The organism is Psychromonas sp. L1A2 (genome assembly GCF_009828855.1).
Classification (GTDB): domain Bacteria; phylum Pseudomonadota; class Gammaproteobacteria; order Enterobacterales; family Psychromonadaceae; genus Psychromonas.
The window spans coordinates 2,296,728-2,321,256 of sequence record NZ_WUAG01000001.1 but is presented as its reverse complement, the minus strand read 5'-3'; the positions used below and the strand labels follow the sequence as shown (position 1 = coordinate 2,321,256).

22 protein-coding genes are annotated in these 24,529 nt (G+C 35.6%); 16 read left to right on the top strand and 6 right to left on the bottom strand.

Annotation, left to right across the window (positions count from 1 at the left end; all coding sequences use genetic code 11):
• Positions 1-75: 75 nt before the first annotated feature.
• Together GQR59_RS09810 and GQR59_RS09805 are read right to left on the bottom strand one after the other, a co-directional pair.
• Positions 76-687 carry an outer membrane beta-barrel protein gene (locus GQR59_RS09810; RefSeq protein ID WP_160062041.1) on the bottom strand — a complete coding sequence of 204 codons (612 nt, stop codon included), beginning with the start codon at positions 685-687 and terminating at the stop codon, positions 76-78.
• A gap of 169 nt (positions 688-856) precedes the next feature.
• Positions 857-1,375 carry a DUF2062 domain-containing protein gene (locus GQR59_RS09805; protein WP_160062039.1) on the bottom strand — a complete coding sequence of 173 codons (519 nt, stop codon included), beginning with the start codon at positions 1,373-1,375 and terminating at the stop codon, positions 857-859.
• Positions 1,376-1,408: 33 nt separating this feature from the next.
• On the opposite strand from GQR59_RS09805, the gene GQR59_RS09800 reads away from it, so the two are divergent.
• The 10 genes from GQR59_RS09800 to GQR59_RS09755 all read left to right on the top strand — a co-directional run bounded on the left by GQR59_RS09800 (position 1,409) and on the right by GQR59_RS09755 (position 14,982).
• A complete protein-coding gene (locus tag GQR59_RS09800) occupies positions 1,409-3,883 on the top strand; it encodes a DNA internalization-related competence protein ComEC/Rec2 (RefSeq protein ID WP_160062037.1) in 2,475 nt (824 codons plus the stop codon).
• A 20-nt stretch (positions 3,884-3,903) separates the two neighbouring features.
• The gene (gene msbA / locus GQR59_RS09795; RefSeq protein WP_160062035.1) at positions 3,904-5,655 is read left to right on the top strand and encodes a lipid A ABC transporter ATP-binding protein/permease MsbA; all 1,752 of its coding nucleotides are present in this window, start codon (positions 3,904-3,906) and stop codon (positions 5,653-5,655) included.
• Complete coding sequence (gene lpxK, locus GQR59_RS09790; protein WP_160062033.1) at positions 5,655-6,635, top strand: tetraacyldisaccharide 4'-kinase; 981 nt, start codon at positions 5,655-5,657, stop codon at positions 6,633-6,635. The genes msbA and lpxK overlap by 1 nt, the downstream gene beginning before the upstream one ends.
• The gene (locus tag GQR59_RS09785; protein ID WP_160062031.1) at positions 6,629-6,808 is read left to right on the top strand and encodes a Trm112 family protein; all 180 of its coding nucleotides are present in this window, start codon (positions 6,629-6,631) and stop codon (positions 6,806-6,808) included. Before lpxK ends, GQR59_RS09785 begins: the two co-directional genes overlap by 7 nt.
• A 2-nt stretch (positions 6,809-6,810) precedes the next feature.
• Positions 6,811-7,602: a 3-deoxy-manno-octulosonate cytidylyltransferase gene (kdsB, locus tag GQR59_RS09780; RefSeq protein WP_160062029.1), complete on the top strand. Its 792-nt coding sequence runs from the start codon at positions 6,811-6,813 to the stop codon at positions 7,600-7,602.
• Positions 7,603-7,607: 5 nt separating this feature from the next.
• A complete protein-coding gene (locus GQR59_RS09775) occupies positions 7,608-8,543 on the top strand; it encodes a hypothetical protein (RefSeq protein ID WP_160062027.1) in 936 nt (311 codons plus the stop codon).
• Positions 8,544-8,552: 9 nt separating this feature from the next.
• Positions 8,553-9,452: a DUF350 domain-containing protein gene (locus GQR59_RS09770; RefSeq protein ID WP_160062025.1), complete on the top strand. Its 900-nt coding sequence runs from the start codon at positions 8,553-8,555 to the stop codon at positions 9,450-9,452.
• A gap of 74 nt (positions 9,453-9,526) precedes the next feature.
• Positions 9,527-11,236 carry a polyamine aminopropyltransferase gene (locus GQR59_RS09765; protein WP_160062023.1) on the top strand — a complete coding sequence of 570 codons (1,710 nt, stop codon included), beginning with the start codon at positions 9,527-9,529 and terminating at the stop codon, positions 11,234-11,236.
• A gap of 293 nt (positions 11,237-11,529) precedes the next feature.
• On the top strand, positions 11,530-13,275 hold the full coding sequence (locus GQR59_RS09760; RefSeq protein ID WP_160062021.1) for a lysophospholipid acyltransferase family protein: 1,746 nt from the start codon (positions 11,530-11,532) through the stop codon (positions 13,273-13,275).
• 144 nt (positions 13,276-13,419) lie between these two features.
• Positions 13,420-14,982: a SulP family inorganic anion transporter gene (locus tag GQR59_RS09755; protein WP_160062019.1), complete on the top strand. Its 1,563-nt coding sequence runs from the start codon at positions 13,420-13,422 to the stop codon at positions 14,980-14,982.
• 116 nt (positions 14,983-15,098) lie between these two features.
• Here GQR59_RS09755 and GQR59_RS18850 read toward each other — a convergent pair whose 3' ends face one another.
• Complete coding sequence (locus GQR59_RS18850; RefSeq protein ID WP_268892984.1) at positions 15,099-15,224, bottom strand: hypothetical protein; 126 nt, start codon at positions 15,222-15,224, stop codon at positions 15,099-15,101.
• Positions 15,225-15,637: 413 nt separating this feature from the next.
• Between GQR59_RS18850 and pfkA the strand changes: the two genes are divergently transcribed.
• The 3 genes from pfkA to GQR59_RS09740 all read left to right on the top strand — a co-directional run bounded on the left by pfkA (position 15,638) and on the right by GQR59_RS09740 (position 18,394).
• Positions 15,638-16,600 carry a 6-phosphofructokinase gene (gene pfkA, locus GQR59_RS09750; protein ID WP_160062017.1) on the top strand — a complete coding sequence of 321 codons (963 nt, stop codon included), beginning with the start codon at positions 15,638-15,640 and terminating at the stop codon, positions 16,598-16,600.
• A 405-nt stretch (positions 16,601-17,005) separates the two neighbouring features.
• Entirely contained in the window at positions 17,006-17,605 is a 600-nt protein-coding gene (locus GQR59_RS09745; protein ID WP_160062015.1) for a UPF0149 family protein, read from the top strand.
• A 78-nt stretch (positions 17,606-17,683) separates the two neighbouring features.
• On the top strand, positions 17,684-18,394 hold the full coding sequence (locus GQR59_RS09740; protein ID WP_160062013.1) for a TIGR01621 family pseudouridine synthase: 711 nt from the start codon (positions 17,684-17,686) through the stop codon (positions 18,392-18,394).
• A 415-nt stretch (positions 18,395-18,809) separates the two neighbouring features.
• Here the strand turns inward: GQR59_RS09740 and xthA are convergent, their stop codons facing one another.
• The 3 genes from xthA to GQR59_RS09725 form a co-directional block, all read right to left on the bottom strand.
• Positions 18,810-19,616, bottom strand: coding sequence for an exodeoxyribonuclease III (gene xthA, locus GQR59_RS09735; RefSeq protein WP_160062011.1), 807 nt, complete (start codon positions 19,614-19,616; stop codon positions 18,810-18,812).
• A gap of 242 nt (positions 19,617-19,858) precedes the next feature.
• On the bottom strand, positions 19,859-20,095 hold the full coding sequence (locus GQR59_RS09730) for a TIGR02647 family protein (protein WP_160062009.1): 237 nt from the start codon (positions 20,093-20,095) through the stop codon (positions 19,859-19,861).
• Positions 20,096-20,505: 410 nt separating this feature from the next.
• On the bottom strand, positions 20,506-20,928 hold the full coding sequence (locus tag GQR59_RS09725) for an outer membrane protein assembly factor BamE (RefSeq protein ID WP_160062007.1): 423 nt from the start codon (positions 20,926-20,928) through the stop codon (positions 20,506-20,508).
• Between the two features lie 244 nt (positions 20,929-21,172).
• Between GQR59_RS09725 and hemA the strand changes: the two genes are divergently transcribed.
• Genes hemA through prmC form a run of 3 tightly spaced genes read left to right on the top strand, consistent with a single transcriptional unit; the run spans position 21,173 to position 24,405 of the window.
• On the top strand, positions 21,173-22,438 hold the full coding sequence (gene hemA / locus GQR59_RS09720; RefSeq protein ID WP_160062005.1) for a glutamyl-tRNA reductase: 1,266 nt from the start codon (positions 21,173-21,175) through the stop codon (positions 22,436-22,438).
• A 50-nt stretch (positions 22,439-22,488) separates the two neighbouring features.
• Entirely contained in the window at positions 22,489-23,580 is a 1,092-nt protein-coding gene (prfA, locus tag GQR59_RS09715; RefSeq protein WP_160062003.1) for a peptide chain release factor 1, read from the top strand.
• On the top strand, positions 23,581-24,405 hold the full coding sequence (gene prmC, locus GQR59_RS09710; RefSeq protein ID WP_160062001.1) for a peptide chain release factor N(5)-glutamine methyltransferase: 825 nt from the start codon (positions 23,581-23,583) through the stop codon (positions 24,403-24,405).
• Positions 24,406-24,529 lie beyond the last annotated feature (124 nt).

The following is a 24,529-nucleotide window of genomic DNA, read 5'->3' as shown; positions in this document are numbered from 1 at the left end:
CTTAACGAATGATTTATATTTAACAATGTAAAAGGTTTATTTAGTTTTTTAGTGAATTAGGCGCTAAGTCCAATCTTAAAATTTGTATTCTATACCCGTTAAGATTTCACCTTCTATTAGGTAACCATCAGAACAGTCATCACCACTACAGAAAGATTCACTATGTCCTTCACGTAGTAAAGTTGCATATACTCTTAAGTCACTACGTAAAGCAAGTTGATCTGTGAATTGGTAACGAATACCTGCTGCCATACTTGCAGAAAATGCAAGATTAGACTCGTATGTATCACCTGTTGGATTGATGTAAGTTCCACCAAGGCCTAATGCAATACTCGTTGAAAATGGTGTCGTATTAGTAAATAAAATACGGCCACCTACATGTAAATATTGAACATAGATATCTTGATCGCCATCGGTACGTAAACTATTAGAAAACAGTAATTCACCTTCTGAGTTTTCTTTGTAATTCCAATTTAACGCAATCGCTTGTGAAAAATGAAGACCATCACCTGGATCATTTTCACCAGTCCCATCATCAAAATCGATGTCTAAACGTGAACCTAAAAATCCAGTAACAGTGACATAATCATTATTATACGGTTCTGCGCTAATTAATCTTTCGGCCAATACCGGTATTGAAAAAGTACTTAATACTAATGCTGATATGAGTTGTTGACGTATTTTCATGAAATATCCATATTATCAAATAGTGTTATTAACAATGAGCGACACTTTCACACATTGAATGAAATTGTTTTAACTATCAACAGGGTAAAGTAAATCCTGTTTAAATTCGAATTATTTATCTATTTTCTATCTATTATTTGTCTATTTTGTTGATACTGCTCTAGAGTTATTAGCGCTTTTTATAATATTTACGCTTTTTCCATTTTTGAATTGAGCTATAACGCCAAAATAACATCGCTCCCCAATAACCTAAAAAGGCACAAAGGCTACCAATGATTAAACAACCAACAAACAATGGTGGAGCAATGGTTTCAAATGCATTGACTATCCAGTGGTATGAAAGTTTAAAATGGAAATCTAATAGTGGTTCTTGAAGAACAAAAGCACCTAAGCGATAAGCGCCATAGAATAATGGAGGCATAGTAATCGGGTTGGAAACCCATACGAGTGCCACTGATATTGGAAGATTAACAGAAAAAAACATAGCTAAAAATGCTGCTAATACCATTTGAAATGGCATAGGCATCCAAGCACAAAATAAACCCACGGCGACTGCTCCAGCTGCGCCTCGTCTATTTAAGTGCCATAGATTAGGGTTTAGTAATTTAGACCCAAAACGTTTTAAATGCGGGTGAGCTTTTAATTTCTCTGGATTAGGGGTAAAACGTTTAATAAATTTTTTTGGCATATAATTAAGCTTTATCTACTCAAACGGGAAAAAATGCGCATAACAATATGGTTGTCTATTGTTACTTTTATTACCACACTTTATTGGCCACAGTTATTAGATACTAGTGGCATGTTTAGTTGTGCGTTGGTTATTTTTGTTTTCATGTGCTGGCCAAGATGGCGATATTTAACCGTTATTCCATTAACTGCACTGTATTTCAGTTCCTTCGTATACATGACTTTCTTAGGAGGGTCTGTAGCACTCGTGAATTCGAGTAGTATCGCTCAAAACAAATATTTATTAAATAATAATAATCATAAATTATCTGTTAATTTTATACCTGATGCACTTGCTGCTAAGGACAATAACATAACAGTGCATATTAAATCATTAATCAATACAAAAAATAGTGGTTATTTTGTTGCTCGTATTACTGCATTCAATGATCAAACTTGCGATTTCTGCCCATTAATTGAGATGCGTTGGTTTAGACCTTCTTTGCAAGTGCAAGCAGGGCAAGTACACCAATTTAAAGTGAGATTAAAAGCATTACAAGGAAATGCAAATCCCTCTGGTTTTGATCGACAAAAGTGGCGGTACTCACAACACATTGCTTATATTGCCAGCATTAAAGAGCACCTTAATGTAATAAATCCCCACATATCATTACGCGCTAAATTATATCAAAAAGTATTGCAAGTGACTGATTCTATGTCACAACAAGGATCGCTTGTAGCACTTATTTTTGCGGATAAAAGCTTAATGAGTATGACTGATAAAAATACGATTAAAGAACTAGGTATTGCTCATTTGTTTGCGATATCTGGGTTACATATTGGTTTGTTGTTTGTTTTCTCTTTTGTAATATTCAATGGATTATTGAAAAGGTTATTACCGGGCAGACTATTAGGTTGGTTTTCCTGGCGTTTAGTTAATGGGTTAGGGTTCTTTGTTTGTATTGGTTACGGCTATATATCGGGCTTCTCCTTACCCACTCAGCGTGCATTACTCATGTTGTTTTTAGGTGTGTTGATGTTATCTAGCAAACGAAAAGTTAGTTTGTTAGATCTATTAGTGCTGTGTTTTTGGTTAATGTTGTTGTTCGATCCTTTAGCTATTTTAAGTAGTAGTTTATGGCTTTCATTTGTTGCGATGAGTAGCATTCTTGTGTTCATTTGGGTGATGCATCGAACGAATAACATAAATAACCAAGAGTTACCTTGGTGGAAAGTACTTCTACAAAATACGATGGCATTGGTTAAAGGGTTAGTTTTGTTACAGCTTGTATTAACCTTGTTTATGTTGCCCATTCAACTTGTTAATTTTTCAGCTATTAGCCTTTTTTCTTTGGTCATTAATTTAATTGCTATCCCGCTTTTCTCTTGGTTGATTATTCCACTTACTTTATTAGGCAGTTTGATGTTGGTGATTATTGAACCTGTCGGTAGGTGGTTATTAAATGTTAGTAACTATTTATTAGAAAATTTCTTAACCTATGCAAGTCAATTCACGGTGGGTTACTTATCGATCTCAGATTTCACTATTTCACTGATATTAAGTGTCGGGTTGTTTGTTTTATTATTATGTTTATTATTTTTATTAAAACGATTTTTTATTATTAAGCCTATGTTATTGGTTCTTGTTACCTTTACTTACATTGGCTTTATTATTCTTAGAATGGCGGAATTTGCATGGGATGAAAAACATACATGGCAGGTTGAGGTGTTTGATGTTGGTCAAGGCTTAGCGATATTAGTTAAAAGTGAAGGGGAAGTTTTATTGTTTGACACAGGACCAAGCTATTCCTCTGATTATGCTGTTGCTAATTCAACTATTTTACCTTATTTGAATGCACGTGGAATAAATGAGTTAGATTATTTATTTATTAGCCATAGTGATAATGATCATGCAGGAGGAATGTTCGCAATACAGCAGAAACTACATATAAAAGAGACCTACGTTGGTGAAGCTGCATTAATGAATAATGAACGAATAAAAAATAAAGGGAATTCTCAAAAATACAAACAATGTTTAGCAGGGCAGTCTTTTAGATTAGGCAAACTAACGTTGAAGGTTCTTTCTCCTTCGAAGGTGGGTAAAAATAACAATGATAATTCTTGCGTAATAAAAATCAGTGATGGTAATAAAAGTGTTTTACTCACGGGAGATATTAGTAAAGTGGTAGAGCAAAAGTTGGTGAATGAGCATGTCAGTCAATATAAAAATAAATCGGAGTTAAAGGCTGATATTTTAATTGCGCCTCATCACGGTAGCAAAACATCCTCCAGTCAGGCTTTTATTCAACAAGTCGAACCACAATGGGTAGTTTTTTCTGCAGGTTACAAAAATCGATGGAATTTCCCCATTTTATCGGTGGTTGAGCGCTATCAATTACTCAATGTTGAGCATTTAACAACCGCAAATACTGGATTTATTCGCTTTAATGTGGAAAATCAGCATATTGACGTAAAAACTTATAGAGAAGATCTCGCTGCTTATTGGTATCATCGCCATCTTGCATTCTAAATCTATTATTTGGTGTATTCATGAAAAATAAAAAAGACAACGGCTGGGCTGTATTAAAGCGCTTAGTTAGTTATGTGAAAGAATTTAAACTCGCATTATTTGGCGGCATAGTCGGTATGATTGGCTATGCTCTGGTTGATATGACACTTATTTGGTCATTAAAACCATTAATTGATAATGGTTTTACTGGTAAAGATCCCTCTGTACTTGAAATGATGCCGTATTTTGTAGTGATCATCATTGCCCTTCGTGGTGTGTCAGCATTCTTAAGTTCGTATTGTATGGCTTGGGTAGGCACACATGTAGTAATGAAGTTACAGCGTCAGTTGTTTGCACAATTGATATTGTTACCGATCTCTTTCTTCGATAAAACCAATACGGGTGATTTGTTATCAAAAATAACCTATGACGCAAGTCAAGTCTCAAATGCAGCTAGTAATGCTTTAGTTAAAATATTTCGTGAAGGTGCAACGGTTATTGGTTTAGTTTCATTGATGTTTTATCAAAGTTGGCAATTATCATTAGTCTTTTTTGTGATTGCTCCTATTGTTGGTATTGCGATTAGTATTGTGAGTAAGCGCTTTAGAAAAATCAGTAAAAATTTACAGAATGCTATGGGGTTAGTGACAACGTCGTCTGAACAAATGCTCAAAGGCCATAAAGAAGTACTCATGTTTGGTGGGCAAAACGTTGAGAATGAAAAGTTTCGTCGAGTCAGTAATACCGTACGTACACAGAATATGAAAATGGCGAGTGCAAATGCTATCAGCGTACCTGTAATACAAACCATTGCTTCTTTTGCGTTAGCTTTTGTTCTTTATTTAGCGACTTTTCCTCAAATTATGGACACGTTATCGTCGGGCACTTTTGTGGTTATTATTAGTTCAATGTTGGCATTGATGAAACCCATTAAAAACGTTACTCAAGTGAATAACGAAATTCAAAAAGGTATTTCTGCCAGTCATAGCCTATTTGATATGTTAGACATGACAAAAGCGAAAGATGACGGCGAATATGAAGTTGAACGTGTGAAAGGTAATATTAGTATCGATAATATTATCTTTACTTATCCTACTGCTGAAAAGCCAGCGTTAAATAAAGTGAGTTTTGAAGTAAAAGAAGGTCAATCAATAGCCTTAGTAGGACGATCAGGCAGCGGTAAATCAACTATCGCGAACTTACTCACACGTTTTTATGATATTGATTCAGGTGAAATTAGATTAGATGGTAAAAATATTGAAGAGTACCGTTTAAGTTCATTACGTAACCAAGTGGCCATTGTGTCGCAAAATGTACATTTATTTAACGATACTATCGCTAATAATATTGCTTATGCTAGTGAAGGAAAGTTTACGGAACAAGATATTATTGATGCTGCTACCACCGCACATGCAATGGAGTTTATTGAAGGGTTTCCTGAAGGATTAAACACTATTATTGGCGAAAATGGGGCAATGTTATCGGGCGGCCAGCGCCAACGTTTAGCGATTGCACGTGCCTTATTACGCGATGCACCTATTTTAATTTTAGACGAAGCAACTTCGGCACTGGATACTGAATCTGAACGTCATATTCAAGCCGCATTAGATGAGTTACAAAAAAATAGAACGTCAATTGTGATTGCGCATCGTTTATCCACTATTGAACATGCTGACCAGATATTAGTGATTGATCAAGGGCAAGTCGTTGAACATGGCACACATGCTGAATTAATCACTGAAGGAAAAATCTATCATAGCTTGAGTCAGATGCAAGCATCAGGAGAGTTGTAATGCCATTTTGGTATCAATCAACTCGTTGGTGGGCGTGGTTGTTATTCCCATTGGCTTTAGCCATGCAATGTATTAGTGCTGTACGTTGTTATGCCTATAAAAAAGGGTGGTTAAAAAGCTATCAAAGTCCGTTGCCTGTAGTCGTTGTTGGCAATATTTCGGTGGGCGGTAATGGTAAAACACCCTTTGTAATTAGCCTATGTGAGTTGTTAATTAAACAAGGTTATAAACCGGGTGTAGTTAGCCGTGGTTATGGTGGAAAGTCAGGAGCCTATCCATTGTTAGTCGGGCAAGATACTATTGGAAAAGAAGCTGGTGATGAACCTGTTTTAATTTATAAACGTTTAAATATTCCTGTCGTCGTTGATCCGGTTCGTTCCAATGCAGCTACTTATTTAGCTGAACAGTGTGACGTTGATGTCATTATTACCGATGATGGACTTCAACATTATGCATTACAACGCGATATTGAAATTGTGGTTGTAGACGGTAAACGACGTTATGGTAATCAACATATTATGCCGATGGGACCTCTTAGAGAGCCGGTCAGTCGTTTAAAAACTGTAGATTATATTATTAATAATGGTGAAAATTATGTTGGTGAATTTACTATGTTATTACTGCCCTCAGAATGTAAAAGAGTCGATGGTCAAGCTGATATATTAACACTTCAATCTACTCAATCAGTCAATGCGTGTGCTGCAATAGGTTACCCTCCGCGCTTTTTTGATACACTCATAAAACAAAACTTCATATTACAAAAAAAGATCGCATTTGCAGATCATCATGCTTATACAGAAGATGATTTTAAGCAATTTGAAACAACGATACCGCTATTAATGACAGAAAAAGATGCAGTAAAATGTACCGGCTTTGCACAACCTAATTGGTGGTATTTACCGATTGATGGACAATTACCGGATACATTTACTCAACCATTTTTAGAAAAATTAAAACAGATTAAGGAATCAAAATGTTAGATATTAAACTATTGGATATCATTGCCTGCCCAATATGCAAAGGTAAATTAGCTTATAACAAAGCTGATAATGAACTGATCTGTAAATTTGACCATTTAGCTTATCCTGTGAGAGATGGCATTCCAGCATTGTTACAAGTTGAAGCACGTAAACTGAGTGCAGACGAGAGATAGTTATGTCATTTATTGTAGTTATTCCGGCACGGTACCAATCTACCCGATTACCAGCAAAACCATTGGCTGATATTTTGGGTAAAACCATGATTGAACGTGTTGCAGAGCAAGCATTAAAAAGTGGTGCTAAACAAGTCATTGTGGCCACTGATGATCAACGTATTGTTGACGTTTTAAAAGACTTAAATAATATTGATGTCTGTTTAACATCTAAAAATCATGAATCAGGTACAGACAGGTTGGCTGAAGTTTGCACTATCTATCAATTTGCAGACGATGAAATAATCGTTAATGTGCAGGGCGATGAGCCTTTAATTCCACCAAGTGTAATAAAGCAAGTCGCCAATAATCTATTTGCTAATGAACAAGCGAGTGTTGCCACATTAAGTGCCCCTATTACTGATCAAGAAGATGCATTTAATATTAATGCAGTTAAAGTTGTTACAGATAAAAATAAACTCGCTTTATATTTTAGCCGTGCGACAACACCTTGGGATCGCGATAATTTCACTGCAAAAAACCAACAAGCAAAAAATGTTAATTTGCAACATTTACAACGTCATATTGGCATTTATGCCTACCGTGTTAGCTTTTTAAAACAATACGCACAATTATCTGTATCACCTTTAGAAATGATAGAGAAATTAGAGCAATTACGTGTATTGTGGCATGGTTACAAAATACATGTTGATATTGCCTGTGAATTACCGCCGGCAGGTGTTGATACAGCTGATGACTTACAACGTGTCATTAAAGTATTGTCTGATAGAACGCTTAACAGTAAGGAATTATAAAGCATATGCGCATTTTTCTTATCTGTTGTTTTAGTTTGTTGCTTGTTGCCTGTGGCGATGACCGTGCAGATCGACTGCAAGCAAATATTAAAACAGCCGATTATTTAATTGAAAACTTAGGTAGTAACTTAGATACAGATCGTATTCGTAATGCGATTATCTTGCAGCAATATGCAACGTTATTAGCTAAAGAAAAACCCGACCTTAGTCCATTGCTAACTGAGCTGTCTAAAGATGCCACTCGTAATGGTCCTATGTACCGTTCGTTAACTGATCGTCTATCGACTTTAAAATCGAGACCTGATGTATTAGGCGATATCGAAGCACAACTTTACGAAAGTGAAACGTTAGTTGAAGCTTCTGACCCAAATTTATATAGCGATGCTTTGTCGGATCCTATCAATGTTATTGCCGATATGTCTGATGGTGAATTGGCTCGAGTTAATGCAATTAGCCAAGCCCAAAGCTTACAAGCAAATGGCGCTGAAAGTAATGGTGCTGGTAGTCAGCTAGTGGGTAATCCTGGTTACGGTCAATGGCAATCAAACAGTAGTGGTGGTTCATTTTGGCAGTGGTATGCCGCTTATACTTTATTTTCTGCCATTTCACCTCGTCAAATTGGTTATGATCGTTGGTCTTCTCGTCGAGACTATAGTTACTACAATGATGTGGGTCGTAATCGTTATACTTCACCGCAACAAAAGAAATCTCAAGATGATTTAGCACAACGCACGAAGAAAAAGTTTGGTAATAAAGGAAGCTTTAATAGCCCTTACGCCAAATCTAAAACCGGCGCTAGTAGTATGTCTACTGCGAGTAAGCAGGCACAACGTGCACCAAGTTTTTCAGGGAAATCCAGTTACTCTAAACAGAAAGCATCATCGAGTAGTTTCAGAAATAGCACATCGACCACTTCACGTGGCGTTAGACGCGGTAAATAGGATAGTAATATGAATGAATTAATCACAACGTTAGATCTCAGTGGATCGCTGATAGGTTATTTAGCAATTGATATGGCAGTGGCTATCTTATTATTAGGCTGTATTCGTTATGCGATGGGTATGATTGGTAAAGTTGATACTGCTGATGAATTAGCAAAAAAAGATAACTTTGCTTATGGCATCAGTATGGCTGGTGGTGTGGCAGCAATGGGTATTGCGTTAAGTGGTGCGATCACTGGTGAACTAGCAGGATCATACCAAATAGAGTTTATTGGTATGCTTAGCTACGGTTTAGCAGGTTTAATTTTAATTAAAGCAGGACGTTATATTCATGACAAATTTGCGTTACCTGATTTTAATAAACAAGAGTTAATTTTAGACCGTAACATTGCTGTTGCACTGGTTGATGCCGCTTCAGTTATTGCCACTGCAATTGTTGTACGTGCTGCCATTATGTGGGTTGATGGATTAACTGTAGATACCTTTATTGCTTTGATCGCAGCATGGATTGTTTCACAAGTTATGTTAGTCATTATTACTCGTCTTTTTGAATGGAAATATGCAAAAAATAACGGTATTTCTTTCCAAACTGCATTGGTTAATGAACACATTGCATTATCGTTACGTTACAGCGGTTACTTAATTTCCACGGCTATGTCGGTAACGGCTGCTAGTTACTTTATCATTTTTGATGCAAATGCATTATGGCTTGGTATTGCTCAATGGGTAGTTATTAGTATTATTTTAATGGCTTTATTAACGGTTCTTACAGCGATTGCTAAGTTTCTTGTTTTATGGGGGATTAATCGCCGTGAAGAGGTTGAAGATCAACAAAATGTTGGTATTGCAACAATTGAATTAGCAACATCATTCTCGATTGCATTGCTATTGATGGGCTTGATGTCTTAATTTAAAAATCTCATATCGTCCGAACCTATTAAGCCATCTATTAGATGGCTTTTTTTATAAGCGAATAACAAGCAATGCAATCAAACTCACTTAATAGTAAAAAAATCAAACTAGTGATCGATGATGCTTTATTAATTTTAATCATGGCAACATTAGCTTGTTGTGGTTTAATTTATGAGTACCTTCTCTCTCATTATTCAGCACGTATTTTAGGCAGTGTGGAAACTGTTATCTATGCCATTATTGGTATTATGATTGTCTCTATGGGCTTAGGGGCATTTGCTGCTAAAAAAATCAAAGATGCCTTTCAAGGTTTTGTCATTTTAGAGTTAACCGTGGCATTAATCGGTTGTAGTGCGACTTTATTCATTGCTTCTGTGATCGGATTTAGTCAAACCTTACCGCAAATCATTGCTGATACTTATCAGATACCAAATGATGTTTTAATCAAAGGTGACTTTTTAGCCAGCATCACTTGGCTTAGTATTAATTTACCTTATTTATTCGCCTTTATTTTGGGCTTCCTTATTGGTATGGAAATTCCTTTAATTGCACGTATTCGTGAAACCATTTACGGTCATCATTTGGCACATAATGCAGGGACTATATATGGTGCAGATTATATAGGGGCAGGTGTAGGTGCCGCTATATGGGTACTGTTTATGCTAAATATTGAAATTAGCCAAGCAGCAGCATTAACAGCGTCACTAAACTTAATTGCTGGTTTTATCTTTTTAGTTCGCTTTAAACAATATTTACGTCACAAAGTTAAGTTGATCGTAGGCCATTTAATATTGGCAGTCTTTATCGTACTCATTTTTGTATCTGGCGGGCATTGGCAAAAGCAAATGCAAAACATGTTATATCTAGACAAAGTAGTTTATCAAACTCAAACACCTTACCAAAACCTGGTATTTACAGAGCGTTTGTTAGGTGGTGGTTATGAACCTATTTATAATTTTTATATTAATGGGCGCTTACAATTCTCTAGTCTTGATGAACATATTTATCATGAGTTTTTAGTCCATCCTGCTATGCAAGCTTCTGCACGCCACGATAATATTTTAATTATTGGCGGTGGTGATGGTTTAGCATTAAGAGAAGTTCAAAAATGGAATCCTTCTCATGTGACCTTGATTGATTTAGATCCTAACTTGATCGCGTTATTTAAAACACCGGAAGCATTTTTACCACCTCATCTGAGTGATAAAATTGAACGCTTAACACAAGACAGTTTTAATCAACCTGGTGTTCATGTTATCAATGATGATGCTTTTATTGCTATTGATCGCTTGTTAGCAAAAAAACAAAGCTTTGATACCATTATTGTAGATTTACCTGATCCTAGCCATCCTGATTTGAATAAAGTTTATAGTGTGAATTTTTATTACCGCTTGAAGCATTTATTAAGTGGAGATGGTGTCATTGTGGTGCAATCTACCTCACCATTCCATGCTCAATCCGCTTTTATTTCAGTAGGGAAAACATTACAAAAAGCAGGGTTTAGCACTGAACAATATCATCAAAATGTACCGTCTTTTGGTGAATGGGGTTGGACTATTGGCAGCAAAAGTGGACAAACCCCATCGCAACGTTTAGCTAAGTTTAAACAGATTGAGGTGCCAACTAAATGGTTAACATTACCATTATTAAACGGATCGTTTGTGTTCAATAAAGATTTTTATATTAATAAAGATAAAATAAAAGTTAACTATCTTGGCACTAATGCTTTATATCAATATCATCAAAAAGCATGGGAAGTAGAAACGGAGTTTTCAAACTAATATGGTAACAAGCACGCTAGCCTAACTAAACTTAAAACCCTTATAAAATATCTACATAAGGGTTTTGAATTTATCTTCAGCAAACCTTTAATAATTCTTTTTTTGTTGGAACTTCTAAATAATTCTATTCGCCCCAGCTATTCAATCTTGTATTCATTCAACATTTAACGATTACTTTATTCAATATGCAGTGTGGTTGCTTAACAACGTCATCAATAGGTCTTATTTTTGTAATCTGGCTGTCATCGATTGTTCTTATTCTATTTTAAACTGAATAAAAGGATGATAATAAAATGATTTCAAGTCAGCAGGTATTCAAGAAGTATTTCCCGCAACTAATAGAGAATTCATTACAACATAAGTTGTTAAGCTCATTGTGTAAAAACCTACTGCATGAAACTGAGTTTTTGCAGTTTGCCGAGCGTTATCCTAATTTGAAAGGATTTGATTTAATCGAGAAAACACTCGATTATTTTAATTTTAGCTTTACCACTGTAGATAAGCAGATTGAACGTATTCCTGTCACGGGACGTGTTGTGATTATTGCAAATCATCCTATTGGCACGTTAGATGGTTTAGCCTTATTACATTTAGTTAAAAAACTAAGAAATGATGTAAAGGTAGTCGCTAACGAATTGTTGATGGAAATAAAACCCTTACATAATGTGTTATTACCTGTGAATAACATGTCAGGTAATACTGCAAGACAAGACTTACTTAATATTCATGAGTTTTTATCAGCAGACGGTGCAATTATTATTTTCCCCGCTGGTGAAGTTTCCCGTTTTACCGCAAAAGGTATTAAGGATTGCACATGGCAAAAAGGCTTTTTAAAAATAGCTTCTCGAGCAAAAGCACCGATATTACCGATTCATATTAAAGCGAGAAATTCTTGGACCTTTTATGCATCTTCATTGTTTTATAAACCTTTAGCTGGTTTGTTATTAGTGAAAGAGATGTTTAAACATAATGAGCAAAGTATTCAAGTTAGTATTGGTAAGTTAATTCCTTTTAGTAGTTACGGCCAAAATCAACTATCGACTAAGGTCAAAGTTAATTTATTACAAAAAGAAGTTTATCGCGTTGCGAAAGGGCAGCAAAGTTACTTTAAAACTGAAACGGTCATTGCTCATCCAGTTGCCAGAGTTGAATTAAAACATGCCATCAAAGAGTGTCAGTTATTAGGGATTACCTCTGATGGTAAAAGTATCTATTTATTAGAAAATCCAGAGCATGGCGTTATTTTAAAAGAATTAGGTCGATGTAGAGAACTAACTTTTAGATCAGTAGGTGAAGGCACTGGTGAAAAACGTGATTTAGATAAATTCGATTTAGATTATATGCATATTATTCTATGGGATAAAGAACAATTAGAATTAGTAGGGGCATATCGATTTACCACAACTTCTCGCTTAATATCAAAGCAAGGAGTTAATGCCCTATATAGCGCACAACTATTTAATTACCAAGCGGATATGCAACCTTACTTTGAGCGAGGCATTGAACTTGGGCGAAGTTTTGTACAGCCTCGTTATTGGGGGAAACGCAGTTTGGATTATTTATGGCAAGGTATAGGTGCTTATTTAGCGATGAACCAAGATATTCGTTATTTATTTGGACCTGTTTCATTGAGCGCTTCTTTACCCAAAAAAGCCCATGTATTTTTAGTGTATTTTTATCAATTGTACTTTCCTGCACAAGGGTATTTAGCGATAGCAAAAAACGCTTATTCATTATCGGATGAATTAGATAATGAGTTACTTACTTATTTTAGCGGTGATAATTACGCAAAAGATTTCATGAAGCTAAAAACCATGATGAATAATATGGGCGTCAGTGTACCGACTTTATATAAACAATACACTGAGCTTTGTTATGAAGGTGGGGTACAGTTTGTCGACTTCAATATTGATCCTGATTTTAATCATTGCATTGATGGTTTAGTCGTCGTTGACTTAAGTTTTTTAAAAGAAAAAAAACAAAGCCGATATATTGATATTCATCTTAAAAGTGAAACGATCAAAAAAATTGTGGCTTAGCCTTAACCATTTACTTAACCATTTACTTAAGCATAGAAACAGAAACAGGCATTTTGATTTAAAATCGTGTTTTTTTTGCTGTTAGCCTTAATGGGCGATATAATGCGCGCCCTATATTTTACGTCTTAAAAAGGAACTACAGCAGTGTTCGAATTCCCCCAAATTAATAAAAGCAGTGTTAAAAATGATGTGCTTTCAGGTTTAACTGTTGCACTTGCACTGGTTCCTGAAGCGGTGGCTTTTGCCTTCGTCGCAGGAGTAGAACCAATGATTGGTTTATACGCTGCATTTATGGTGGGTTTAGTGACTGCTATATTCGGTGGTCGCCCTGGTATGATTTCAGGTGCAACCGGTGCTATGGCTGTGGTAATGGTTGCATTGGTAAGTGAGCATGGCGTTCAATATCTATTTGCAGCGGTGTTATTAGCTGGTTTATTACAGGTTTTATTTGGTGCATTTCATCTCGGAAAATTCATCCGTATGGTCCCGCACTCGGTAATGATAGGTTTTGTGAATGGTTTAGCGATTATTATCTTCTTAGCGCAATTGGGGCAGTTTAAAGTTAAAGATGCAGCAGGCAACTTGACATGGCTTCAAGGCGAAGCGATGTACATTATGTTAGGGCTCATTGCATTAACCATGGCAATTATTCATTTTCTTCCAAAATTAACTAATGCAGTACCGTCTACTTTAGTGGCTATTTTAGTGGTTACTTTATTAGTTTACTTTGTACCTGCATTAGATACGCGCACCGTCTTAGATTTTCTACAAAGTATGAGTGGTGATGAAAACGCAACAATAGCAGGCACATTACCTACTTTTTCTCTACCAGTTGTTCCGTTCACAGTAGAAACCTTACAAATCATTTTACCTTACTCACTTATTCTAGCAGCAGTTGGTTTAATTGAATCATTACTTACATTAACCGTTGTAGATGAAATGACAGGTACGCGTGGTCGTCCTAATAAAGAATGTGTTGCACAAGGTGCATCTAACATGATTAACGGTGTATTTGGCGGTATGGGAGGTTGTGCGATGATTGGTCAATCAATGATCAACATCAATTCAGGTGGTCGTGGTCGTCTATCTGGTATTACTGCTGCATTAGCATTACTTGCCTTTATATTATTTGCTTCTGGTTTAATTGAGATAGTTCCGCTAGCGGCTTTAGTAGGCGTTATGTTTATCGTGGTATTAGGCACATTTGAATGGGCTTCATTCAAGATGATGCGTAACGTGCCTGTTAAAGATGCATTTGTTATTGTATTAGTTAGTGCGGTGACTGTCGTGACCGACCTTGCGATTGCTGTATTTGTAGGTGTGATTGTTTCTGCATTAGTATTTGCATGGGAACATGCTCGCCATATCCACGCTAAAATAGACCAAAACAAAGAAGCGACTGAAAAGTCTTATAGCATCAATGGTCCTTTATTCTTCGGTTCAGTAAGTAACTTTTTAGAGTTATTCGATGTTAAGAATGATCCTCGACATGTTGTTGTTGATTTTGCTGAGTCACGTGTTGCTGACCATTCTGCGATTGAAGCGATCAGTGTATTGAATGAACGTTATGTAAAAGAAGGTAAGAAATTACATATTCGTCATTTAAGTAAAGATTGCCGTAAGTTATTACACAAAGCAGGTGTGTTGGTTGAAATGAATGTGATTGAAGATCCATCATATGCGGTGGCATCTGATACGTTAGGTTAATTTAACTATTAGTTTTGGATAGTATTTTAAAGCAGGTTTAATCGCCTGCTTTTTTTGTTTTAGAATTGATGTGACATATTGGGGGATACGGTTTTAATAAACCGTTTGAGATATTTTTAACGAGTTGACTGGCGAATAGGGCGATAATCAGCATCACACTTAGGACTTAATTGGGTGGATTTTGGGTTCCAAACTGAAAACCAAATATGTTTATTTCTAAATGTTTTCTTTTTATTTTTCATCTTCTTCTCCTTTTTAATTGTCAGTTACCTTAAAGCTTATTTATTGCAAATTTGTGACAATATAAAAAAAGATAACTGATCCAAATTAATAAAACAGCAAAGAAATAGCTTTTTAACCATAATATGAATATTATTGTTATTCTACAGCGGGCTCTTATTGTATGCTTGTTAAACGAGGCGTCATAGGTTGTTTACATGAAAAACCAGTGATTAAATAATAGCTATTTTAATGAAGTGGATATGCAGTTTAGTCATCTACTTTCTATATTTCTTATAGAAAGCTGCATTTAACTTGAGTTAAAATAATAAAGTTTTAATTTTATAGACGATAATTGTAATCTGAAGTTATGCACAAACTGTCATAATTAAATTTTATAATGTTTGTCAATTAGTATAATTGGTTGAGGTAAATTGTGATTAAAAAAATTGGTGTTCTAACAAGTGGTGGCGATGCGCCTGGTATGAATTGTGCAGTACGAGCAGTAGTTCGAACTTGTCTATCACACGATGTCGAAGTATTTGGTATCTACGATGGTTTTGCAGGATTACATGAAGGTAAAATTGAACAATTAGATCGCCACTCAGTATCTGATGTTATTAATCGTGGCGGTACATTTCTAGGGTCTGCTCGTTTCCCTGAGTTTAAAGAAGAAAGCGTTCGTAAAGAAGCCATTAAACAATTAGAAAAAGTCGGTATTGAAGCATTAATCGTTATCGGTGGTGATGGTTCATATATGGGTGCTTTGAAATTAAGTGAAATGGGATACCCATGTATTGGTCTTCCTGGCACAATTGATAACGATATTGCAGGCACTGATTTTACAATTGGTTTTATGACTTGTTTAAACACAATCGTAGATGCAGTTGACCGTTTGCGTGATACATCTTCTTCACATAACCGTATCTCAATTGTTGAAATGATGGGACGTTACTGTGGTGATTTAACTCTATGGGCGGCGATTGCTGGTGGTAGTGAATATGTTATCGTCCCTGAAAAAGAATTTGATGAAGAAAAGCTAATTAAACAAATTCAATTAGGTGAAGAGAAAGGTAAAAAGCATGCGATTGTTGCAATCACAGAGCATATTACTGACGTTAATGCTTTAGCTAAACGTATTCAAGAAAGAACTAAACGTGAAACACGTGCAACAATATTGGGGCATATCCAACGTGGTGGTTCTCCAATGGCATTTGACCGTATTTTAGCAAGTCGTATGGGTTCTTATGCTGTTGATATTTTAATGGCAGGCAAAAGCGCACGCTGTGTTGGCATTAAAAGCGGTGAAATGGTTGACCATGACATCGTTGAATGTTTGACAGAAATGAAGCGACCATTCCGTCAAGATTTATACGACTTATCAGACGTTCTATATTAGATCGTTAATAGATAACTCGATTTAGCCTACCTTTTGGTAGGCTTTTTTGTATGTGATAGTTTAGTTTTTGTTGTCTTTATAAAAATGAGTTACCTATTTTGATCATTAAGTATTTTTACAAACAATTATTATCGTATACGACTAACAACCCTCTATTAATAACAATTATCTTTATTAAGGGATTTAAATTTTACGCAGAAAAAATGATTTCGTTTAAGGTGTAAGTTGAGGCCTTTCGAAGATTAACTTTGTTAATCGTCTATCGGAAAATTAACCAAAAGATATTAATGCTTTAATGGTGGTTCTCTTTACGAAACTTACAACGAAACGATAAGTTTTTTTAACCAGTAATAATAGATCAGTTAATTAGTGTAATTGCTATAACACACAAGAATGAGATTTATCATGTCCGATCATCTAAATAATGTATTTATAGATTTTATTTCTTTTAATGAAAATCATAAGCAATTTGCTAATTTGCAGGCACCTTATTATCAACTTGGATTTATATGTAGTGTTCAAGCATTACCTGAGTTAGTGGACCTTGAACAATGGTTGTCTTATTTATGGTTAGACGGAGTGGATATTAGCTTCGATAATGAACAGCAAGCTGCTGAATATGCAAAACAAGTGTTAGCGTTAGTGTCTAATATTCAAAATTTATATCAACAAGCCATTCCATTAGATGATTTAAACAGCCAACAATGGCTAACAGAGCAAGATACATTATCGGATTATGCAATTCAGTTTGCTAGTGGATTTTTAGTCGCTATTGAGCTTTTTAATGATCATTGGGTAATGGTTGAGCAAGATTTTAATACTCAGAATATATTACAAACCACTATTTTATTGTTAAGTAAATTAGCACCTGCCGAAAATATAGATCAGCAACATGTAGAGCTTTTAGCACAGCTACCAGAACCTGTTGAAATATTAAGAATACTACCGCAACTATTAAGTAATTTAGCTTATAGTGCAGCGCAAAATGCGCCAGCTGATCTATAACGAATCAAGTAATGCCTCGCCATTATTTAATACCGTCTATCTATGATCAGTCTTTTATATTAATAATTGGAATTAACCATGCTTGAACAAATAGAAGCAAAAAATGCATACTTTTCATTAATCGCAGAGAATGATGACTTTGTTGTTATTAATAAACATGCAGGAATTAATTTTCACAGCGAAGATGGCGAGTTTGGTGTTGTTGTTGCCGTTGAAAAATTTTTAAAGCAAAAGTTATTCAGCGTACATCGTTTAGATAAAATGACATCAGGCTTGTTATTACTGGCTAAGTCATCGCAAGTAGCAAATGGTTTATCTGAATTATTTAGAACTCAACAAATTCAAAAATATTATGTAGCAATTGCCGATAAAAAACCTAAAAAGAGCCAAGGCTTAATTAAAGGTGGAATGGAAAAGTCACGCCGTTCGATGTGGAAGTTAACGCGAGGTCAAGATAACTTAGCCATCACTCAATTTTTTAGTTATTCATTAGGTGAGGGAAAACGTTTATTTGTTGTTAAACCTAAAACCGGAAAAACACATCAAATTCGTGTTGCATTAAAAAGTGTCGGCAGTGCCATTATTGGTGATCCTATCTATGCAGCTGAAGAAGCTTATCGTTATGATCGTGGCTATCTACATGCGTATCAAATTCAATTTACCTATGCTGATCAAGCTTTTAATTTTATGGCGTTACCAGATACAGGATCTGAGTTTTTGTCTGAGGCTTGCCAAGCTAAACTATCCACGTTAACTGATTGTAGTTTATTGAACTGGCCAAAAATTTAAAATAGCGAGTAACTATTATTTTTCATCTACTAATGGCTATAATACCAAAAGAATTAATAAGGTGCTCATTCTTGCAGGTTAAAATCCCCCCTAACTGCGTTGTGAGTTTTGAAGTGAGAACAACTATCTCCTACAACTCACGCCTTATTAGTGTTAATTTTTCCTGAGCAATCTCTGAACACTTATTTAATTCCATTGGTATAACTTTAATTGGTCATCAATATTGTTTTAAAAATGTGTAGTGATAAGAAAGTGGATTAATAAAAAAGCTTGTTTACTATTGTAAGCAAGCCTTTTAATTTTTTGGGTTAGATAGTGTAATGATTATGTTTATTGGTTAGTGACACTGAACGTCATTTACTAAACTTTTAGGTTCAATAATCCCATTACTTCTCTTGTACACTTTCAAAGGCTATTAAGCGAATTCAGTCCAGATTGGCGCGTGATCTGAAGGTTTTTCAATGCCTCTTAATTCGTAATCAATGTCCGCTTCTACTGTTTTCTCTGCTAATGATGCTGTTGCTAAGACGACATCAATACGTAATCCTCGATTATCATCAAAACCACGAGAGCGATAATCAAACCAACTGAATTTTTCATTTTCTTCTGGGTGCAATAAACGGAATGTATCGGTGAAGCCAAAGCTCATTAATGTTGCCAACCATTCACGTTCTTCCGGTAAGAAACTACATTTTTTAGTTTGTAACCAGCGTTTTGCATTAACTTCACCAATACCGATATCTAAATCTAGTGGAGAAATATTAATATCGCCCATCACGATCACTTGCTCTTCTGCCGTGTGGTTTTCATTAAGATAAGTGTTCAGGTCTTGATAGAATTGACGTTTATAAGGGTATTTAGTTTCATGTGTTTGATTTTCACCCTGTGGAAAGTAACCATTCAAAATATGAACTGGTTGCCCATCTTCATCATCTACCGTTACCATGATCATGCGTTTTTGATGATCTTCATTATCGGTCGGGAAACCATACTGTACTGAAGTCGGCTTTTGTTTACATAACATAGCCACGCCATAATGCGCTTTTTGACCATGATAATAAACGTGATAACCCATCGCTTCTACTGCTTCAATTGGAAAAGCATCATTATGGACTTTGATCTCTTGCAGACCGATCACATCTGGTTGGTGCTTGTCGATGATTGCTTGTAATTGATGAAGACGTGCACGAAGCCCGTTAATGTTGAATGAAATAACTTTCATAGAAAATAGCCTTTACAGAATCGAAACGCTGAATGTACCTTGTTGAGCTTATTTACTCAACTGAGTAATAGAAATATTAAGCTGATTAAGTTAGAAATTTAAACATGTTGAAGAATACTGAAGTGCTTAAAGTAAAATAGAGGCGCAGTGAGCTCTTTAAAGATAATCGAGCTCACCATTTATTTATTCTGTTTATCTTAACGTTTACTACTATTAAAACAACTGCCATAAGGGAGTCGAGTTTAATTTAAAGTGGTGATGACATGGCGTAAATGCTCGGCGGTCTCTAACCCACTATCAGTTAAATATCCTCCGTCATGTTGGGAAATAAGACCTTTATCAAATAGAGATTGAGCAGCTTGAATGACTGAATGTGCTGCTTCTTTATGAATTTTTAATCCTTCTAGTTGAGACGTTTCAGGGAATTTAGCAAGTAATTTCATTTCTTCTAAAAAAGTATCAGAGTAATTTTTAATCATCTTTTAATTCACTTCTATTGTTTAAGGAATTTTTATCATAAGCTTTGATTTATAAAAAGCAAAAATTACTAGAAGGGAATTTGGGCTAGATCAATTCTCCATAAACTTATGTTATTAAAGGTGATTTAGCGCACTAAATAGATAGATGGATAGAAGGGTAAATAGATGAGGTGTTTTCCATAATACTAAAAGAATTAATAAGGTGATCATTCTTGCTGGTTAAAATCATCCCTAACTGCGTTGTGAGTTTTGAAGTGAGAACAACTATCTCCTACAACTCACGCCTTATTAGTGTTAATTTTTCCTGCGCAATCTCTGATCACTTATTTAATTCCATTGGTATAACTAAAAAATGCAATAAAAAAGGAATGCGATAATGGCACTCCTTTTAAAATAATTTATGTTGTTATTTATTCTGAAGTCAAAGGTACTTTTGTATCGTTAGTTTGTGCTGCTTCATTTGGCTCTTTTTTGACTTTAGGGCTTTTCACTAAAGGATTTTCTTCAGATGTATTGTCACTGCTTATCTCAATCAATTTATTACCGTCAAATGTTAATATTATCTCTGACTGTTGTACTTCTTCGCCACCTGGTTTGATATAGCGAATATAATACCATTTTGACGAATCAAACTGGTCAATCAACATTGGGGATCCTAATACATAAATAATTTGTTGTTGAGTCATACCGATTTCTATTTCAGCTAATTTCTCACTATCAATATAATTTCCTTGTACAACATCAATTTGATATACAAATGTATCGTATAAAAAAGAGCAACCAGAAAGGGAGAAGGTAACAGCAAGGCAGGCAAGTATTTTTTTAATAGTCATGGGCTCATCAATAATTAGGTGATAAAAATTCTGTGTCTGATAATACCCAAGCAAGCCTAACAAGTAAAAATATTAGCGAAGAAATTTTGTTAATCTGATTTATTGGGCGAAGTTATCACTTAATTGCTTAAAATTAAGACTAAATACTACGTAGAAACAGAGTTAGCTTTAAATTTAGCGTAAATTTACGTAGAATTCAGCTCTTTTGTTTTAATCCGTTTTCTTGTCTTTGTGAATTATATAAATGCCATTATTTGCGTTAGGAATTAATCATCAAACTGCTCCAGTAAAATTGAGAGAACAAGTTGCTTTTGCACCTGACTCTTTGAATACTGCTTATACCGATTTATTAGCGCAACCCTTTGTGAAAGAAGCGGTAATCATCTCAACATGTAATCGCTGTGAAATTTATTGCAACTTTGAGGGGAACGATAGTAGTTCACTTTTGCGATGGCTGACTGACTTCCACAATATAGAAGCAGGCAGTTTTGACGATAACTTTTATTGTTATCAAGATCAGCAAGCTATTTCCCATCTATTTCGGGTTTCCTGTGGGTTAGACTCATTAGTATTAGGTGAGCCACAAATATTAGGCCAAATTAAGCAAGCTTTTGCTGTCGCAAGTCATGCTAAAGCCGTCAATAAAAGCTTAAATAAGTGGTTTCAATATGCGTTTAAAGTGGCTAAAAAAGTTCGTACAGATACCCAAATCGGCGCAAATGCAATTTCAGTTGCCTTTGCCGCAGTGAGTTTAGCAAGACAAATATTCAGTGATCTAAAACAAAGCCGAGTACTATTAATTGGTGCTGGTGAAACAATTGAATTGGTAGGTAAATATTTACTCGAACATGAAGTGCCTAATATCACCATTGCTAACAGAACCTTAGCTAGAGCTGTTGAGTTGGTTGACAAGTTTGATGCAAAAGCAATTACATTAGGGCAAATTCCAGATCAATTGTCTAAAGCAGATATTATTATTTCATCTACCGCGAGTCAGTTACCAATCATTGGTAAAGGCATGGTCGAATGTGCATTAAAAGATCGCCGTCATCAACCTATGTTATTTATTGATATTGCGGTTCCACGAGATATAGAGCCACAAGTTTCAGAGTTGAACGATGCTTACCTTTATAGCGTCGATGATCTACAAGGTATTATTGAAGAGAATAAGCAAGCACGAGTTGAAGCTGCGATAGAAGCTGAGAAAATCATAGAAATAGGTGTTAATGATTTTATTGCTTGGCAAGAATCATTAAAAGCAGTGGAAAGCATAAGATTGTATCGTCAAAATAGTGAGCAATTAAGAGATGAATTATTACAACGTGCTATTGCTTCATTAGCGAATGGCAATGACACTGAAAAAGTATTAAAAGAATTAGCATTTAAGTTGACCAATAAGCTTATACATCATCCAAGCCAAGCGTTAACTACCGTTAGCAAAACCGGTAACGAGCAAGATTTAACGCTACTTAGACTGACATTAGGCTTAAGCCAAACAGATGAATTATAAGCACAAAAAGAATAGCTAGGCTATTTACCTATTCATAAGAAGAGATAAAAATGAAAGCATCAATTGTTGCAAAGTTAGAGATTTTAGTTGAACGCTATGAAGAGGTTCAAGCGTTATTAGGTGATCCTGACACTATTAGCAACCAAACAAAATACCGTGAATTAACTAAAGAATATTCTCAACTTGAAGAAGTTGTACTGTCGTTTAAAGCATTCCAATCAGCGCAAGAAGACTTAGCTGCAGCGGAGCTTATGCTAGAAGATGACGACGAAGATATGCGTGAAATGGCGCAAGATGAAGTGGTTGAAGCTAAAAATGCTGTTGAAAAGTTAGCCGATGAATTACAAATCTTATTACTGCCAAAAGATCCAAATGATGATCGTAACTGTTTTGTTGAAATCCGTGCGGGTGCGGGTGGTGATGAAGCGGCTATCTTTGCGGGTAACTTATTCCGTATGTATAGCAAGTTTTGCGATACTAAAAAATGGCGCATGACAATTATGACTAGCAATGCCAGTGAGCAAGGCGGTTATAAAGAAGTTATTATGCAAATTGAAGGCGATGGTGCTTACGGTCTAATGAAATTTGAGTCAGGCGGCCATCGTGTTCAACGTGTGCCTGAAACTGAATCTCAAGGTCGTATCCATACTTCAGCTTGTACTGTGGTAGTGATGCCTGAAATTCCAGAATCTGAAGCAATTAAAATTAATCCTGCTGATTTGAAAGTGGATACTTTCCGTGCCTCTGGTGCCGGTGGTCAGCACGTTAATAAAACCGATTCTGCTATTCGTATTACACACGTACCAACGGGTACAGTGGTTGAATGTCAGGATCAGCGTTCACAGCATAAAAACCGTGCACAAGCAATGTCAGTACTACAAGCACGTTTGCAACAAGCAGAAGATGAAAAGAATAATGCTGAAGAGCAAGATATTCGTCGTAGCTTAGTAGCCAGTGGTGACCGAAGTGAACGTATTAGAACCTATAACTATCCGCAAGGCCGTGTAAGTGATCATCGTATTAACTTAACTATCTACCGTCTAAATGAAGTATTAGAAGGTGAATTAGAGGCATTACTCGATCCAATCTTACAGGAAGACCAAGCTGATAAATTAGCTGCACTTGCACAGGGTGGCTTGTAATTGCGTATTGATGATGCGTTAATCTGGGCAGAGTATACGCTAGTTAATAGCGATTCTGCTTTATTAGATGCGCAGGTGTTATTGGCCTTTGTTTTAGATAAAGAAACCATTTATCTACTAACTTGGCCTGAACGCGATTTAAGTGCACAACAAAAATTACAGTTTGAAGGTTTGATTGAAAAACGCGTTAATGGTCAACCTGTTGCTCATTTAACAGGAGAGCGTGAATTTTGGTCTTTACCGCTGAAAGTCAATAACAGCACCTTAATTCCAAGACCTGATACGGAAATATTAGTTGAGATAGCGCTAACTAAAAGTACTGTTAACGCGCATATTTTAGATCTTGGAACGGGCACTGGAGCAATTATTCTTGCACTTGCAAGCGAATTACCTAATGCCGTTTGTACCGGTGTCGACTTTAGTGAGCAAGCCATTCAGTTAGCGATTGAAAACCGTGATAGCTTACAATTTCATAATGTAAGCATTTATCAAAGTAACTGGTTTGAAAATGTGCATGGTCAGTTTGATATCATTGTTAGCAATCCCCCTTATATTGATGCTAACGATGTGCATCTCAAACAAGGTGATGTACGTTTTGAACCTTTATCTGCGCTAGTGGCTAATGAACAAGGATTGTCTGATATTCGCCATATTTGTGAACAAGCAAAACATCATTTAAAAGAGGGAGGGTGCTTACTCTTTGAACATGGTTTTGAACAAGGTGCTTTAGTGCAAGCAATTTTACGAGAAAATGATTTTATTAATATAAAAACAGAGCAAGATTATGCTAAAAATGATCGTGTTACTTTAGGCCATTTAGCGTAACTTGTAACAAGCAATCACATTAATGGTTTGATATTACTGGTTAAACAAGCATTAGTTAAAGACAAACCAGTTAAACATAAAGGTAAGTAATACCTTATCACTAAGCATTTATTATTTATAAATA